The organism is Nocardiopsis dassonvillei subsp. dassonvillei DSM 43111 (genome assembly GCF_000092985.1).
Lineage (GTDB): Bacteria > Actinomycetota > Actinomycetes > Streptosporangiales > Streptosporangiaceae > Nocardiopsis > Nocardiopsis dassonvillei.
Genome location: NC_014211.1, coordinates 35,840 through 51,393 on the forward strand (window position 1 = coordinate 35,840; position 15,554 = coordinate 51,393).

Genomic DNA, 15,554 nt, shown 5'->3' on the forward strand with positions numbered 1-15,554 from the left:
CCACCCTCTCGCCGGAAAACTGTTGGAAAACGTTGGGACCTGTTGACAGAGCCGGGGGCGCGTGTCGAACATATTAAAACGTTCGTGTGACCGCCTTCACATCAGTTCACCCCCTTCGAAGGAGGCCCCCATGCACCACGGACCACCGGGATCGTCGGGACCGCCCGGCCCGCCGGGCCTGAGGCGCCGCACCCTGCTGCGCGGTCTGGCCGGCGCCGGAACGCTGCTGGCCCTGCCCTCCCTGGCGGGCTGCGGAGCGGGCCGGCGCGGGGACCCGAACCTGGTCACCCTCGCCTCCAACCGGGCCAACCCCGCCCAGCGCGAGGCCGTCGCCGAGAGCGTCGGGCTCTTCGAGGCGGACTCCGGGCTGACCGTGGAGGTCAACACCTTCCAGTCCACCGCCTTCCAGGAGAGCGTCAACAACTACCTCCAGGGCACCCCGGACGACGTCATCGGCTGGTTCGCTGGCTACCGGACGCGCTTCTTCGCCGAACGCGGCCTCATCAGCGACGTCTCCGAGGTCTGGGACCGCCACTTCGGGGACGTCTTCACCGACCAGGTGCGCGGGCTGTGCACGGCCGACGACGGCAAGCAGTACATCGTCCCCGACTCCACCGCGCCCTGGGCGGTCTTCCACCGCAGGAGCGTGTTCGAGGAGCACGGCTACGAGGTCCCCGCCACCCGCGCGGAGTTCGAGGAGCTGTGCGTGCGCATGCGCGCGGACGGGCTCGAACCCCTCGCCTCGGGCATCCGCGAGGGCTGGCCCGCGATGGGCATGTTCGACCACCTCAACCTGCGGCTGAACGGCCCCGAGTTCCACCTGGAGCTGCTCAACGGCGACCACTCCTGGGACTCCGCCGAGGTCAGGAGCGTCTTCGGCACCTGGGCCGAGCTGCTGCCCCACCACCAGCCCGACCCCCTGGGCCGGGGGATCAACGAGGCCCAGACCGCCCTGGTCCGGCGCGAGGCCGGGATGATGCTCTGCGGCATGTTCATCACCCACGTCTTCCCCGAGGGAGAGGACCTGGACGACCTGGACTGCTTCGCCTTCCCCGAGTTCGACCCCGCGATCGGCGCCGACGCCGTCGAGGCGCCCATCGACGGGTTCATGCTCTCCGGGGACCCGCGCAACCCCGACGGGGCCCGCGAACTCGTGGGGCACCTGGGCACCCTCCGGGCCCAGGAGATCTACACCGCCATCGACCCGCAGGCGCTCCCCACCCACCTGGACGCCGACACCAGCGGGTTCAGCGCCCTCGACGCCAAGGTCAACGACATGGTCGCCAACGCGGGAGCGCTCACCCAGTACATGGACCGGGACACCCGTCCCGACTTCGCGTCCGTCGTCATGATCCCCGCGCTCCAGCGCTTCCTCGAACAGCCGGACGACATCGCCGACCTGACCGCCAGCATCCAGCGCCAGAAGGTCTCCATCTTCGGCGGCTGAACCAGAAGGGAGAGCAGGTGTGGTGTCGAACGCCCCCTCACCGCCTCGAAACCCGACCCCGGGGTCCGCGCAGGCCCCGCCCGGCCGGTCCCCGCGCGCACGCGGGAGCATGCGCCACAGCCGAGGGGACCGGATCGCCCTCGGCCTGATGCTGGGCGTGCCCGCCCTGCTCGTGGTGGGCCTGGTCTGGCTGCCCGCGATGGCCACGGTCGTCCTGTCCTTCACCCGCTGGGACGGCATCGGCGGCCTGGACACCATCGAGTGGATCGGGACGCGCAACTACACGGACGCGTTCACGATCTACCCGCCCTTCGCACCGGCCCTGCGCAACAACCTGGTCTGGCTGGTAGCGCTGTTCGCGGTCCCCACCCTCCTGGGGATGTTCCTGGCCGTGCTGCTCGACCGCGAGCTGCGCGGCGGTTCGGTCTACCGGAGCGTCTTCTACATGCCGGTCGTGCTGTCGCTGGCCCTGGTCGGGTTCATCTGGCAGCTCGTCTACTCCCGCGACCAGGGGCTGCTCAACGCCTTCCTCGCCGTGGTCGCCGACGTTCCGCCCGTGGACTGGTTCGGCGACCCCGAGATCAACCTGTACGCGGTCCTGGTCGCGGCCGGGTGGCGGCACACCGGCTACATCATGCTGCTCTACCTGGCCGGGCTGAAGGCGGTCGACCCCTCCCTGCGCGAGGCCGCCGCGATCGACGGCGCCGGGCCGGTGCGCACGTTTACCAGGGTCGTCTTCCCGGCCCTGCTGCCCATCAACCTGGTCGTGCTCGTCGTGACCGTCATCGACGCGCTGCGCGCCTTCGACATCGTGTGGATCATCAACCGCGGCCGCAACGGCCTGGAGCTGATATCGGCGCTGGTGACCTCCAACGTCATCGGCGAGGCCAGCCGGGTGGGCTTCGGCTCGGCGCTGGCCGTGGTCATGCTGGTGATCTCGCTGGTGTTCATCGTCGTCTACGTGTCCACCATGCTGAGAGGGGCCTACCGGTGACCGCCACGACCCTCCCCGACGCCTCCCGGCGGCACCGCCGCCCCAGGGTCCGCCCGGCCCGGCTGGTGCTGCACGCCTTCCTCGGCGCCACCGCGCTGGCCTGGTTCTTCCCCATCCTGTGGGCGCTGGTCAACTCGCTGCGCGACTACGAGTACACCGCCCTGCACGGCTACCTCTCCCTGGGCGGGTTCACCCTGGACAACTACGCGCGGGCGTGGAACGAGGGCGAGCTGCCCGGCTACTTCTGGAACTCGCTGGTCATCACGGTCCCGGCCGTGCTGCTGACCCTGTTCCTGTCCTCCTGCGCGGCCTTCGTGCTCTCCAGCTACTCGCGCGGGTTCAACCTGACGATGCTCGCCGTGTTCCTGGCCGCGAACCTGCTCCCGGCCCAGGCGCTGCTCGTCCCGCTGTTCCGGCTCTACACCTCCATCCCCCTGCCGTACTGGATCAGCGAGTCCGGCTCCCTCTACGACAGCCACATCGGCGTGGTCCTCATCCACACCGCCTTCCAGATCGGGTTCTGCACGTTCGTGCTGAGCAACTTCATGAAGGCCATGCCCGCCTCCCTGTTGGAGGCGGCCAGGGTGGACGGGGCATCGGTCTTCCAGCAGTACTGGAGGGTGGTGCTCCCGCTGTGCCGCCCGAGCCTGGCGGCCCTGGCCACCCTCCTGGTCACCTGGATCTACAACGACTTCTTCTGGGCGCTGGCGCTGCTGTCCAGCGGGGACAAGCTGCCCATCACCACCGCGCTCCAGAACCTCCAGAGCGCCTTCTTCGTCGACTACAACCTGCTCTCGGCCGGGTCGGTCATCGTCGCCCTGCCCACGCTCGTCGTGTTCTTCGCGCTGCAACGCCACTTCGTCGCCGGACTCACCCTGGGAGCGAGCAAGGGTTGACTTCCTCTCCTGCCGGAAGGCAGGAGATTCCGGAACCACCTACCGGTGGTTCGAGGCCAATGCCTCGTCACGGGTCGCCCCGTGGCCTTCCTGTTTCGTCGCCGGTCGCCCCGTCCGGGAGGACTCCCGTTGAGGTCTCACACCAGCTCCGCAGGCAACAACCGCCAGCCCGGCGGCTTCGAGATTGTTCGCCGCATTCACATCACGGTCATGAGTGATCCCGCACCCGGGGCACGTCCACTCCCGCACGTTCAACGGCAGCGACGCGTGCACGTACCCGCATCCGGGGGTCGAGCACGTCTTGGAGGAGGGGAAGAAGCGGTCCACCACGACCAGGTCGCGTCCGTACCAGGCGCACTTGTACTCCAACATGGTGCGCAGCTCACGCCAGGCCGCATCCGAGATCGCCCGGGCGAGCCTGCGGTTCTTGACCAGGTTGCGCACCGTCAGGTCCTCGATCACGACCACTTGGTTCTCGCGGACGAGTCGGGAGGTGAGCTTGTGCAGGAAGTCGCGCCTGCGGTCGGTGATGCGGGCGTGCACCCGCGCCACCTTCCGGCGGGCCTTGTCCCGGTTCGCGCTGCCCTTGGCCTTGCGGGCCAGCGCCCGCTGGGCGCGGGCCAGCCTGGCGCGGTCGCGTTGCTCGTGGCGGGGGTTGGCTACTTTTTCCCCGGTCGACAACGTCACCACGGAGGTGATTCCGGCGTCGACGCCGACCGCGTTGTTGACGGCCGGGGCCGACGTGATGGTGTCCTGGCACAGGAGCGAGACGAACCAGCGTCCGGCCGCGTCCCGCGAGACCGTCACCGTGGACGGCCGTGCCCCTTCGGGCAGGGGCCGCGACCAGACGATGTCCAGGGCTTCGCTCATTTTGGCCAGGGTCAGGTGGCCGTCGCGGTAGCGGAACCCGGACCGGGTGTACTCCGCCGAGGCACGCGACTTCTTCTTGGACTTGAACCGCGGATACCGCGCGCGACGGTCGAAGAAGTTCCGGAAGGCGGTGTGCAGGTGGCGCAGCGTCTGTTGCAGCGGGACGCAGGAGACCTCGGTGAGGAAGGACAGCTCCTCGGTCCTCTTCCATGCGGTGAGCATGGTCGAGGTGTGGGAGTAGCCCACCCGTTCCTGGTGCTGGTGCCAGGCGGTGCTGCGTTCGACCAGAGCGCGGTTGTAGACCAGGCGCACGCATCCGAACGTGCGCGACAGCTCGGCCGCCTGCGCATCGGTCGGGTAGAAGCGGTACCGAAACGCCCGCTTCACGCTCTTGTTGGTCATGGAACACACCGTAGCGACCGCTCTGCGATCGCGTGAGCCGAATCCAACACAAAGTCACGAGAAAGGAGAGGGCGTTTCCTCCCCGCCCTGAAGGGCGGGGTCTCCACGCCCAACAAACAGATGACCCACCGCACCATCAGCCTGCGCGCGGCGGGGACCGCCCTGGTCCTCGCCGTGCCCGAGGCCGGACTCCCGCACGTCCTGCACTGGGGCGCCGACCTGCCCGACGCCGAGGGGCTGGCCGCCGCCGCGGCGCCCTCCGCCGCGCACAACGACGTCGACCAGCCCCGGCGGCTGTCCCTGGTGCCCGTCCAGGGGGAGGGCTGGCGCGGCCACCCCGGGATCTCGGGCCACCACGAGGGCCGGGTCACCTTCCCCGAGTGGACCGTGCGCGAGGTCCTGGCGGACCCGTTGGAGGACGCCGCCCCCGGCGTGGGCGGGGCCCTCACGGTCCTGGCCGAGGCCGCGGGGATCGCGCTGCGCTGCGAGCTGCGCATGGAGGCCTCCGGGCTGGTCCGCGCCCGCAACACGGTCACCAACACCGACGCCGCGCCGTGGACCCTGGACGCCCTGCGGGTCACCCTGCCCCTGCCCCGCGAGGCGGGCGAGGTCCTGGACCTGACCGGCCGCTGGTGCCGTGAGCGCTCCCCCCAGCGACAGGAACTGGCGACGGGCACCCGCCTGCGCGCCTCGCGCCGGGGCCGGACCGGGCACGACGCCGCGCTGGTCCTGGCCGCCGGGACACCCGGGTTCGGGTTCCGCCACGGCGAGGTGTGGGGCGTGCACACCGCCTGGAGCGGCGACCACGTCCACCTGGCCGAACGCCTGCCCGAGGGCGCCGGGCAGGCCGACGCCGTGCTCGCGGGCGGCGAACTGCTCCACCCCGGCGAGGTGCGCCTGGACCGGGGCGCCTCCTACTCCACCCCGTGGGTGTTCCTCTCCTGGTCCGACCGGGGGCTGGACGGGCTGTCCGCGCGGATCCACCGCTGGCTGCGCGCCCGGCCCGGCCACCCCTCCACCCCGCGCCCGGTGGTGCTCAACACCTGGGAGGCCGTCTACTTCGACCACGACCTCGCCACCCTCAGGCGGCTCGCCGACACCGCCGCGCGGATCGGCGTGGAGCGGTTCGTGCTGGACGACGGATGGTTCCGGGGCCGCCGCGACGACACCGCCGGACTCGGCGACTGGACCGTGGACACCGGCGTGTGGCCCGGGGGCCTGCACCCGCTCTTCGACCACGTGCGCTCCCTGGGCATGCAGGTCGGGCTGTGGGTGGAGCCGGAGATGGTCAACCCCGACTCCGACCTGGCCCGCGCCCACCCCGAGTGGTTCCTGGCCGCCGAGGGGCGCCCGGCCCCGCCCAGCCGCCACCAGCAGCTCCTGGACCTGTCCCGCCCCGAGGCCTTCCGGTACGTGTTTGAGCACCTGGACGCGCTGGTCACCGAGTACCGGCCCGACTACCTCAAGTGGGACCACAACCGCGACCTGCTCGAACCCGTGCACGCCCCCACCGGCGCCGCCGGGACGCACCGCCAGACCCTGGCCGTCTACGCGCTGCTCGACCGGCTGCGCGCCGGGCACCCCGGCCTGGAGATCGAGTCGTGCTCCTCCGGCGGGGGCCGCGTGGACCTGGGGATCCTGGAGCGCACCGACCGCGTGTGGGCCTCCGACACCAACGACCCCCTGGAGCGGCTGGCCGTCCAGCGCTGGACCTCCCTGCTGCTGCCGCCCGAACTGGTCGGCAGCCACGTCGGCGGACGCACCGCGCACACCACCGGCCGCGACGCCGACCTGTCCTTCCGCTGCCTGGCCAGCCTCCTGTCCCACGCCGGGATCGAGTGGGACGTCACCCGCTGCACCGACGACGAGCTGGCCGCGCTGACCTCGTGGATCGCGCTGTACAAGGAACTGCGCCCGCTGCTGCACTCGGGCGAGGCCGTGCACGCCGACGCGCCCGACCCCGCCGAGCAGCTCGACGGGGTGGTCGCCCCGGACGGGAGCGAGGCGGTGTTCCGCTACGCCCGGCTGGCCACCTCCGTCCGCGCCCTGCCGGGGCGGGTCCGGCTGCCCGGCCTGCGCGAGGACCGCGTCTACCGCCTGACGTGGCGGCCGGAGGCGGGTACGCCCTCGACCACGCAGCGCGTGCTCCCGGAGTGGTTCGCCAGCGGCGGGGCCACCGTGTCGGGGGCGGTGCTCACCCGCTCGGGCGTGCAGCTGCCCAACCTCAACCCGTCCCAAGCCCTGCTCCTGCACCTGAGGGAGGCCTGACGTGCCCGCCATCCGCAAGCCCGCCTACCTGGAGGACTTCGCGCCCTCCGAGGGGACCCTCGCGCCCCGCGCCCGCTTCTCCTCCGACGCCCCGTCCCTGGACCTCAACGGCACGTGGCGGTTCCGGCTGCTCGACCGCGCGCGGGCCGACACCGACGGGTTCGAGGAGCCCGGCCACGACGACTCCGACTGGTCCGAACTGCCGGTGCCCGCCCACTGGCAGATGCACGGCCACGGCGCCCCCGCCTACACCAACATCTCCTACCCCTTCCCGATCGACCCCCCGTACGTGCCCGATGACAACCCGACCGGCGACCACCGGCGCGTCTTCGACCTTCCCCGGGAGTGGCCCGAGGGGGCGGCGGTCCTGCGCTTCGACGGGGTCGACTCCTGCTTCCGCGCGTGGCTGAACGGCACCGAGCTGGGCTTCTCCACCGGGAGCCGCCTGGCCGCCGAGTTCGAGGTCGGCCACCTGCTGCGCCCGGGGCGCAACACCCTGGCGGTGCGCGTCCACCAGTGGTCGGCGGCCAGCTACCTGGAGGACCAGGACATGTGGTGGCTGTCGGGGATCTTCCGCGACGTCACCCTCCTCGCCCGGCCCGCCGACGGGGTCGGCGACCTCGCGGTGAGCGCCGCCTACGACCACACCACGGGCACGGGTACCCTGCGCGTGGACGTGGCCGGATCCGCCGACGCCCTGGTCAGCGTTCCCGAACTGGGGCTGGTGGACGCCGCCGCCGGTGTGGACCACGGGGTCGGCGCGGTCGAGCCGTGGACGGCCGAGACGCCCCGCCTGTACGACCTGGAGGTGCGCACACCGGGGGAACGGGTCCGGACGCGGACGGGCTTTCGGACCGTGGAGGTCTCCGGCGGGCTCCTGCGGGTCAACGGCCGCCCCCTGCTGCTGCGGGGCGTGAACCGCCACGAGTGGCACCCCGACCACGGCCGCGCCGTGCCCCGGGAGACCATGCGCGAGGACGTGCTGCTGATGAAGCGGCACAACGTCAACGCCGTGCGCACCAGCCACTACCCGCCCCACCCGGACTTCCTGGACCTGTGCGACGAGCTGGGCCTGTGGGTCGTGGACGAGTGCGACCTGGAGACCCACGGGTTCGAGGAGGTCGGCTGGCGCGGCAACCCCTCCGACGACCCGCGCTGGCGCGAGGCCTACCTGGACCGGATGCGCCGCACCGTCGCGCGCGACCGCAACCACCCCAGCGTCGTCCTGTGGTCCCTGGGCAACGAGTCCGGGACCGGGGAGAACCTGCGGGCCATGGCGGAGTGGACCCGCGCACACGACCCCTCCCGGCCGATCCACTACGAGGGGGACCGAGACAGCGCCTACGTGGACGTGTACTCGCGCATGTACGCGCCGCACGAGGAGGTGGACGCCATCGGCCGCCGGGAGGAGGCGCCGACCGCCGACCCGGCCGCCGACGGGCACCGGCGCGGACTGCCGTTCGTCCTGTGCGAGTACGGGCACGCCATGGGCACCGGCCCCGGCGGGCTGGAGGAGTACCAGCGGCTCTTCGAGGAGCACGAGCGCTGCCAGGGCGGGTTCGTCTGGGAGTGGATCGACCACGGGGTCCGCCGCCGCGAGCCGGACGGCACCGCGTGGTTCGCCTACGGCGGCGACTTCGGCGAGGCCCTGCACGACGGCAACTTCGTCGCGGACGGCCTGCTGCTGCCCGACCGCACGCCCAGTCCCGGGCTGGAGGCCTACGCCAAGACCGTCGAACCGGTCCGCGTGGTCCCCGACCCGGCCGCCGGGACCGTCCGCGTCACCAACACCTGGGACTTCCGGGACACCGCGGGCCTGGCCTTCGTCTGGCGGGTCGAGGGGGAGGGGATCCCCCTGGGGGAGGGCCCCCTGGACGTGCCGGTGCTCGCCGCCGGGGAGAGCGCCGAGGCGGTGCTGCCCGCACTGCCCGAGCCGTCCGGGGAGACCTGGCTGACCGTGTCCGTCCGGCTGGCCGAGGACCAGCCCTGGGCCCCGGCCGGGCACGAGCTGGCCTGGGGACAGGCCGAGGTGGGCGCCCCCGGGGAGCCGGGCGCGGCAGCGCCGGGGGTTCCGGGTGGGCAGGAAGGGACGAGTGCGTCGGAGAGGTCGGGCGCGCTGCGAGAGCCGCGGGAGCCGGGGGACCCGGGTGCGTGGCCGGGGGCGGAGGGAGCTGTCGTGCTTCCGGCGTCCGCCGGGCAGGACGGCATCGTGCGGATCGGCCCCGGCCTGCTGGACGCGGGGACCGGCGCGCTGCTCTCCGTGGGCGGCCTGCCCGTGGACGCGCCGGCCGTGGACCTGTGGCGCGCTCCGACCGACAACGACGTGGCCCGGCACGGGGACTCCGTGGCCGTCCCCTGGCGCGCGGCGGGGCTGCACCGGCTCACCGAGCGCCTGCTGTCCACCGGCTGGGAGGACGGCGCGTTCGTCGTCCGTACACGGCTGGCTCCGGCGGCCCAGGAGTTCGGCATGCGCGCCGCCTACCGGTGGGGCGCCGACGGGGAGCGCCTGCTCCTGACCGTGGAGGCCGAGGCGGAGGGGGAGTGGCCCTGCCCGCTGCCGCGCTTCGGCGTGCACGTCGGCCTGCCCGCCTCCCTGGGCGAGGCGGAGTGGTTCGGCCGCGGACCCGGGGAGGCCTACCGGGACGTGTCCCAGGCCGCGCGGGTCGGCCGCTTCTCCAGCACGGTCGACGGCCTCCAGACGCCCTACCTGCGGCCCCAGGAGAACGGCAACCGCGTGGACGCCAGGTGGCTCGCCCTGCGGGCGGCGGACGGGACGGGCCTGCGGGTGGAGGGCGACCCGGTGTTCGACTTCACCGCGCGCCGCTGGGACACGGCGGCGCTCGACGCGGCCGACCACCCGCACGAACTGGTCCCCGGCGACCGGATCCACCTGCACCTGGACCAGGCGCACCAGGGCGTGGGCTCGGCCTCGTGCGGCCCCGGGGTGCTCCCCGCCCACCGCCTTGCGGCCGGGAGCCACCGCCTCCGGCTCGCCCTGGTCCCGCTGGGCTGAGTCCCCGGGCGGCGGTCGCCGCGCGGTGGTGGTCCGGGTCGGCACCACCGCCGCGACCGCCGCCGGGGCGCCCGTCCCCTGTGCGGGGGGTGAGGGCCCCGCCCAGCACCGGGAAGCCCGGGGCCGTGGCGGTCAGCGGACCGGCCGGGGAAGGACACGGCCACCGCGGGCAGGCGTTCCGGGCCCCGGGACCGGAACGCGCGGGTCGGCAGGGAGCCGACCACGCCCAGGCAGGCGAACCCGAGCGCGTTCGGCGCGGTGGGGGCGCCTCGCGGCCGGGCCCGTCCGGGGAGGGAGAACCGTGTCCGGGGCCGGGAAACCGCGGAGGAGGGGTGGCCGCGGCCCCGGGGCCCTGCTGCGATGGAACCCCCACAACGAAAGGGGTTCCGCCCATGGCAGAGCCGACCGGACCCGCCGCCTCCCCCGCCCGGGGAGCCCCCCGCCTCGACCGCAGGTCCCTACGCGCCGACCTGCGCCGTCTGGTACCCGACACCGCCGCAGCCCTCGCCGTCACCTTCGCCCTCTTCGTCCTCCTCTACTCCCGCGTCGAGGCGGGCACCTCGCAGACCCTCGTGGTCATGCCCTTCCTCGCCGACGCCGACGAGTACTGGCTGTACTGGCTCTGCCAGGCCTTCGGCTGGTCCGGGCTGCTGTGGGCCTGGATCACCGTCATGCTCGGCCTGCTCCGCTCGACCGTCCCCCTGCCCGGGGCGCCGGTCTCCCACGCCCGGATCGAACGCTGGCACCGCGTCATGAGCCTGACCACCATCGGGCTCATGTTCGCCCACGCCCTCGCCTTCTTCCTCGAACTCGTCCGGGACAACGAGGACGGACTGGGCTGGGGCGGGCGCCTGTCCTCCGCGTTCGTGGACACCTTCGTGCCCGGCGGCTACTCCTCCGGGACCGGGCAGGTCGCCATCCTCATCGGCCTGATCGCCCTCTACCTGGCGGTCCCTCTCGGCCTCGCCTACTACGTGCGCTCCTGGACCGGGACGCGCGTGTGGCGGGCCCTGCACCGGTTCGTCATCGTCGTCTACGCGCTCAGCGTGTGGCACACCCTGCTCTACGGAACGAACGTGTGGTTCGACGGCTGGTTCCGCACGGCGGTGTGGGCGCTCCAGCTCCCCGTGGCCCTCCTGCTGCTGGCCCGGCTCCTGGCGCCGCTGCGCGCGGACGAGCGCCTCACCCCGGGCGACCTCGCGGGAGGGCGCAGGCTCAGGGGGCTCGCCCGCGCGGGTGCGCGTCTGGGCGTCGCGGCCGCCGTCGTCGTCCTGCTCGCCGTGACCGTCACCGGTCGCGACGGGGGCAGGACGCCGGGGGCCGGGAGCGGGGAGATGCTGGTGACCCAGAGCATGGTCTGGGGCGGGCTCGCCCTCCTGCTCACGGTGATCGGCGCGGTCGTCCTCGCGCTGCGCGGGCGCCCCGCGCGGGAGTGACGAGGACGCGCACGCGGGCGGGGGGAGCGTGTCGGCGCGTCCGCGCGCCATGAGGGTCGGGCGGGCGCGCACGCGGGCGGGGAGGCACCTGTCGGTGCCTCCCCGCCCGGGGTCGCGCGGAACCCCCTATCTCCCGGGCTTGTCGTCCCGGGTCAGGGCGTCCTTGGCCTTCTCGCCCGCCTGCTTGAACTTCGAGGTGTTCTTCTCGGCCTTGCCCTCGGCCTGCCACTGCTGGTTGTCCGTGGCCTCGCCGAGCTTCTCCTTGGCCTTGCCCTTCAATTCGTCGGCCTTGTTCCTGGCCTGGTCGCCTGCGGACATGTGCGCCTCCCACTCGGTGTTCGCTCCTGTGGGCAGACCCCTGACCGCCGGGCGGGGGCACGAACCGTGGTCCCGGTAAAAAATCCGACAAAAAGGTCAGAGGGGAGATGTCGCCTGGGTCCTGTTTTTTGAACCGGCCTCAGCTTGGGGGGGTCCGTCCGGGCGCCCGAACACGGACCGAAGCGAAGGTCCAAAAAACACTGCCTAGGCTCCGGGGGCGACCGTGGCCACCGAGTCGAACGGGGCGTGCGTGCCCACCCGGTTGCTGATGCCCTCGCGCACCATCTCCTTGGCCACGTCGGCGGCCGGTCCCACGTCGCCGCCCTTGGCCAGCTCGGCGGTGATCGCGGCGGCGAAGGTGCAGCCCGCGCCGCTCACCCTGGCGTTCCCGATCTTGGGGGCGCTGAGGACGACCGTCTCCTCGCCGTCGAAGTACACGTCCACGGCGTCCGGGCCCGGCAGCTCCACGCCGCCCTTGACGATGACATGCCGCGGCCCCAGTTCGTGGATGCGGCGGGCGGCCTCGACCAGGTCGTCCACCGTCTCCAGCGCCTCCATCCCCGCGAGGGTGCGCGCCTCGAAGAGGTTGGGCGTGATCACGGTGGCCAGCGGCAGGATCTGCGCGGTGAGCGCCTTGTCGGTGTCCAGGGCCGCGCCCGGCTCCTGGCCCTTGCAGATCAGCACGGGGTCCAGGACCACGTGCCGCCACGGCTGGCGCCGGAGCCCCTCGGCGACCACGTCGATGGTGTCCGGGGTGCCCAGCATGCCGATCTTGACCACGTCCAGGTCGTGGCAGGAGGTGGCCGCCTCGATCTGGTCGGCGATGACCTCGGGGGCCACGGGGACGAAGCGGTGGCCCCAGCCGTTCTTCGGGTCGAAGGACACGATGCAGGTGATCGTCCCCATGCCGTAGACGCCCAGCTCCTGGAAGGCCTTGAGGTCGGCCTGGATGCCGGCGCCTCCTGTGGCCTCCGACCCTGCGATCACGTACGCGCGGTTGGTCATCGGGGAACCCCCTCGTCTCGGTGTGCTGTTGCGGAGTCCGCGGCCCCCACCTGCCCGCGAACCCCCGAACAATTGCACCACAGCGGACAGACCCGACGTTCCTCCAGGTCGGGGCGGCCGATCCGCGACGCCCCGGCCGGATCCTTCCAGGATCTGGACGGCATAAAAATATTACCGTATTATTTTTTCATGGCACGAACAGCGGACCACGAGGAGCGCAGGCGGCAGGTCGCCCGCGCGCTCCTGAGCACGGTGGGGGAGCGGGGGCTGGCGCGGACCACCCTCGCCGACGTCGCCGACCGGGCCGGCGTCTCGGTCGGCCTGGTGCAGCGCTACTTCCGCACCAAGTCGCAACTGCTGCGCTTCGGCGTGGAGTACCTCTACAAGCAGGGCGCCGACCGGCTGACGGCGGTGAACACCGACGGGCCGCCGATCGCCTCGGCCCGCGACTGGGTCTCCCGCGCGGCGCGGACCCTGCTGCCGCTCGACGACGAACGCCGCGCCGAGCTGACCGTGTGGCTGGAGTTCCTGCCGGCCACGATGACCGACCCGGAGATGTCGCGCCTGCACAAGGACACCACCGCCGAGCTGGTGGGCGTGTTCACGCAGGTGATGGACGAGGCGGTGCGCCGGGGCGAACTCCCGCCCGGCACGGACACGGCGGCCGAGGCCGCCGGGCTCGTCGCCCTCGTGGACGGCCTGACCGTGCACCACCTCATCACCGGCGACGACGCCTTCTCCGAGAGCGCGGTCCGCGCCGCGCTCGCCACCCACCTGGACCGGCTCTTCCCCGCCCCCGAGAGGCCGTGAACCCGTGAACCCGTACGAGCCAGAGCCCGAGGGGGCCGCTATGACCAGCACGACACCGCGAAGCACGGCCACGGCCCGCCCGACCACCCGGCTGCCCCTGCTCGACGTCCTGCGCGGCGTCGCCATCATGGGCACCCTGGGCACCAACGTGTGGCTGTTCGCCGCACCGGGCGCCGAGGCGGGCATCATCTTCGTCCCGGACTCGATCGGCCCGATGGCGGCCTTCCGCGAGGACCCGTCGGCGGCGACCCTGGCGCAGGGCCTGTTCGCCTTCGCCGCCAACGGCAAGTTCCTGGCCCTGCTCACCCTGCTCTTCGGTGTGGGGCTGGCCATCCAGTTCCGCTCCGCGGCCAGGCGCGGCGGGCGCTGGCCCGGCCCCTACAAGTGGCGGGCGCTGTTCCTGTTCGCCGAGGGGCTCGTGCACTTCACGCTGGTCTTCGCCGCGGACGTGCTCATGGGCTACGCGGCGGCCTCGATCGTGGTGGCCTGGCTGCTCACCCGGTCGGAACGGGCGCAGAACGCCGTGATGTGGACGTGCGCCGCCCTCCACCTGGCCTTCGTCGGCCTGGTCACGGCCGCGCTCCTGTCCGAACCGGATCCGCAGGGCGCCGAGGTCCCGCCCGAGGCCGTGGAACTGTACGCCGAAGGCGGTTACCTGGAGCAGGTCGCCTTCCGGCTCGACAACGCGCTGCTGTTCCGGGCCGAACCGGTCGTCACCTTCGCCCTGATGGTGTTCATGTTCCTGCTGGGCGTACGGCTCCTCCGCGCCGGGGCCTTCGGCGGCGACGACACCGGCCGCCGGATCCGGGGCCGCCTGCTCGCCTGGGGGCTGGGGATCGGGCTGCCGGTCAACCTGGCCACGTCCCTGGCCGGACCCGACCTGTTCATGCTGGACCGCTACGCCGCCGCGCCCGTCGTGGCGCTCGGCCTGGTCGGCGCGGTCGGCTGGGTCGTGGACCGGGCGAACCCCGCCGGACGGGGGATCACCGCCGTGTCCTCCCTGGGGCGGATGGCGATGAGCGGCTACGTCGCGCAGAACGTCGTCTGCATGCTGGTCTGCTACGGCTTCGGCCTGGGGCTGGCCGCACGCCTGGCCGACACCGGCCCGTGGTGGGTGATGGGCCTGTGGGCGTCGGTGTGCGCCCTGCTCCTGACCGTCTCGACGCTCTGGCTGCGCCGCTTCCGGGCGGGGCCGCTGGAGGCGTTGCAGAAGGCCGTGCTGGCGCGGGTGCCCGAACGCCGCTGACCGCCCCGCCGGGGGGACCCTCCGAGGGGCCCCGCACGCCGCGTCCGCCGAGGGCGGACGAGCCGGTGCCGGAGCGAGGGACGGCCCGGCACCGGGCGGCGTGCGGGGGAGGCCCCCGTCAGATCTGGTAGACGGGGGTCTGGGGCGTGTTCCACCGCGTGGGAGTGCCCTTGGACCCGAAGAAGTCGCCGCCCTTGCGCAGGGCGTCGTCGGTGCCCCAGGCCTCGTCGCGGCCGACCTTGCGCAGGTGCGGGATGTGCTTGCGGCAGTGGATGTAGGCCTCCTCCACGTGCACCACCGTCCACAGCACCGCCTTCTGCCCCGGGACCTCGGGCTCGGGCAGGCCGCGGACGTGGCGCCGCAGCTCCACGTCCTCCAGCAGGGACGCGCGGCCGTTGACGTGCAGTCCGATGCGGTCGTGCGTGAAGTCCAGGAACATCAGGCCCACGTGCGGGTTCTCCAGGATGTTGCCCGCGCTGGCGAAGACGCCGTTGCCCCGGAACTCGGGATAGGTCAGGGTGTGCTCGTCGATCACGTGGACGAAGCCGGGCGGGCCCGCGCGGAAGCTGGAGTCGCACTCGCCGTGCCGGTCGGAGGTGGCGATGAACATCATCTCCTGCCGGGCGACGAACTCGCGCATGAGCGGGTTCAGGTGGTCGAGCATCTGGTCTCGGTAGAAGCGTTCGGCGCGTTCGCTCGTGCCGTTCAGCGCCTGGACGCGGTGCTCACCCTCGCTGCCGGGAACGTGCCGTGGGGAGGTCTCGCGCATCACTGCCTCTCGGTGGGGCTGGTGGGGCCGGTGGGGCTGGTGTGACTGTTCAGGGACTCAGGGGCCGCTGCTGTCGGGGA

Annotated in this window: 12 protein-coding genes; 8 read left to right on the top strand and 4 right to left on the bottom strand. The window is 72.7% G+C overall.

What is annotated here, in order from left to right; genetic code table 11:
• Nucleotides 1–130 precede the first annotated feature (130 nt).
• The 3 genes from NDAS_RS24230 (at nucleotide 131) to NDAS_RS24240 (ending at nucleotide 3,337) form a co-directional block, all read left to right on the top strand.
• Nucleotides 131–1,447: an ABC transporter substrate-binding protein gene (locus tag NDAS_RS24230; RefSeq protein ID WP_013155896.1), complete on the top strand. Its 1,317-nt coding sequence runs from the start codon at nucleotides 131–133 to the stop codon at nucleotides 1,445–1,447.
• A gap of 109 nt (nucleotides 1,448–1,556) precedes the next feature.
• Nucleotides 1,557–2,441, top strand: a complete 885-nt coding sequence (locus tag NDAS_RS24235; RefSeq protein ID WP_041553374.1) for a carbohydrate ABC transporter permease — start codon at nucleotides 1,557–1,559, stop codon at nucleotides 2,439–2,441.
• Nucleotides 2,438–3,337 (top strand): carbohydrate ABC transporter permease, encoded by a 900-nt coding sequence (locus tag NDAS_RS24240; protein WP_013155898.1) that lies wholly within the window; start codon nucleotides 2,438–2,440, stop codon nucleotides 3,335–3,337. Before NDAS_RS24235 ends, NDAS_RS24240 begins: the two co-directional genes overlap by 4 nt.
• Nucleotides 3,338–3,376: 39 nt before the next feature.
• On the opposite strand, the gene NDAS_RS24245 is transcribed toward NDAS_RS24240, so the two are convergent.
• Nucleotides 3,377–4,609 carry an RNA-guided endonuclease InsQ/TnpB family protein gene (locus tag NDAS_RS24245; RefSeq protein ID WP_013155899.1) on the bottom strand — a complete coding sequence of 411 codons (1,233 nt, stop codon included), beginning with the start codon at nucleotides 4,607–4,609 and terminating at the stop codon, nucleotides 3,377–3,379.
• Nucleotides 4,610–4,729: 120 nt separating this feature from the next.
• Between NDAS_RS24245 and NDAS_RS24250 the strand changes: the two genes are divergently transcribed.
• The 3 genes from NDAS_RS24250 to NDAS_RS24260 all read left to right on the top strand — a co-directional run bounded on the left by NDAS_RS24250 (nucleotide 4,730) and on the right by NDAS_RS24260 (nucleotide 11,326).
• Nucleotides 4,730–6,877, top strand: a complete 2,148-nt coding sequence (locus NDAS_RS24250; protein WP_013155900.1) for an alpha-galactosidase — start codon at nucleotides 4,730–4,732, stop codon at nucleotides 6,875–6,877.
• Nucleotide 6,878: 1 nt separating this feature from the next.
• Complete coding sequence (locus NDAS_RS24255) at nucleotides 6,879–9,890, top strand: glycoside hydrolase family 2 TIM barrel-domain containing protein (RefSeq protein ID WP_013155901.1); 3,012 nt, start codon at nucleotides 6,879–6,881, stop codon at nucleotides 9,888–9,890.
• A gap of 392 nt (nucleotides 9,891–10,282) precedes the next feature.
• Nucleotides 10,283–11,326 carry a ferric reductase-like transmembrane domain-containing protein gene (locus NDAS_RS24260; RefSeq protein ID WP_013155902.1) on the top strand — a complete coding sequence of 348 codons (1,044 nt, stop codon included), beginning with the start codon at nucleotides 10,283–10,285 and terminating at the stop codon, nucleotides 11,324–11,326.
• Nucleotides 11,327–11,452: 126 nt separating this feature from the next.
• On the opposite strand, the gene NDAS_RS24265 is transcribed toward NDAS_RS24260, so the two are convergent.
• Nucleotides 11,453–11,644 (bottom strand): CsbD family protein, encoded by a 192-nt coding sequence (locus tag NDAS_RS24265; protein ID WP_013155903.1) that lies wholly within the window; start codon nucleotides 11,642–11,644, stop codon nucleotides 11,453–11,455.
• 204 nt (nucleotides 11,645–11,848) lie between these two features.
• Entirely contained in the window at nucleotides 11,849–12,649 is an 801-nt protein-coding gene (thiD, locus tag NDAS_RS24270; RefSeq protein ID WP_013155904.1) for a bifunctional hydroxymethylpyrimidine kinase/phosphomethylpyrimidine kinase, read from the bottom strand.
• Nucleotides 12,650–12,838: 189 nt separating this feature from the next.
• On the opposite strand from thiD, the gene NDAS_RS24275 reads away from it, so the two are divergent.
• The gene (locus NDAS_RS24275; RefSeq protein WP_013155905.1) at nucleotides 12,839–13,459 is read left to right on the top strand and encodes a TetR/AcrR family transcriptional regulator; all 621 of its coding nucleotides are present in this window, start codon (nucleotides 12,839–12,841) and stop codon (nucleotides 13,457–13,459) included.
• Between the two features lie 40 nt (nucleotides 13,460–13,499).
• Nucleotides 13,500–14,705: a DUF418 domain-containing protein gene (locus NDAS_RS24280; protein ID WP_013155906.1), complete on the top strand. Its 1,206-nt coding sequence runs from the start codon at nucleotides 13,500–13,502 to the stop codon at nucleotides 14,703–14,705.
• Between the two features lie 118 nt (nucleotides 14,706–14,823).
• Here NDAS_RS24280 and NDAS_RS24285 read toward each other — a convergent pair whose 3' ends face one another.
• A complete protein-coding gene (locus tag NDAS_RS24285; RefSeq protein WP_013155907.1) occupies nucleotides 14,824–15,474 on the bottom strand; it encodes a pyridoxamine 5'-phosphate oxidase family protein in 651 nt (216 codons plus the stop codon).
• Nucleotides 15,475–15,554 lie beyond the last annotated feature (80 nt).

Excerpts from the sequence above, each read along its gene's own strand:
- NDAS_RS24265 (WP_013155903.1), bottom strand. The coding sequence starts at position 11,644 with ATGTCCGCAGGCGACCAGGCCAGGAACAAGGCCGACGAATTGAAGGGC.
- NDAS_RS24250 (WP_013155900.1), top strand. The coding sequence starts at position 4,730 with ATGACCCACCGCACCATCAGCCTGCGCGCGGCGGGGACCGCCCTGGTC.
- NDAS_RS24275 (WP_013155905.1), top strand. The coding sequence starts at position 12,839 with ATGGCACGAACAGCGGACCACGAGGAGCGCAGGCGGCAGGTCGCCCGC.
- NDAS_RS24280 (WP_013155906.1), top strand. The coding sequence starts at position 13,500 with ATGACCAGCACGACACCGCGAAGCACGGCCACGGCCCGCCCGACCACC.
- NDAS_RS24285 (WP_013155907.1), bottom strand. The coding sequence starts at position 15,474 with ATGCGCGAGACCTCCCCACGGCACGTTCCCGGCAGCGAGGGTGAGCAC.
- NDAS_RS24230 (WP_013155896.1), top strand. The coding sequence starts at position 131 with ATGCACCACGGACCACCGGGATCGTCGGGACCGCCCGGCCCGCCGGGC.
- NDAS_RS24235 (WP_041553374.1), top strand. The coding sequence starts at position 1,557 with ATGCGCCACAGCCGAGGGGACCGGATCGCCCTCGGCCTGATGCTGGGC.
- NDAS_RS24245 (WP_013155899.1), bottom strand. The coding sequence starts at position 4,609 with ATGACCAACAAGAGCGTGAAGCGGGCGTTTCGGTACCGCTTCTACCCG.
- NDAS_RS24260 (WP_013155902.1), top strand. The coding sequence starts at position 10,283 with ATGGCAGAGCCGACCGGACCCGCCGCCTCCCCCGCCCGGGGAGCCCCC.
- thiD (WP_013155904.1), bottom strand. The coding sequence starts at position 12,649 with ATGACCAACCGCGCGTACGTGATCGCAGGGTCGGAGGCCACAGGAGGC.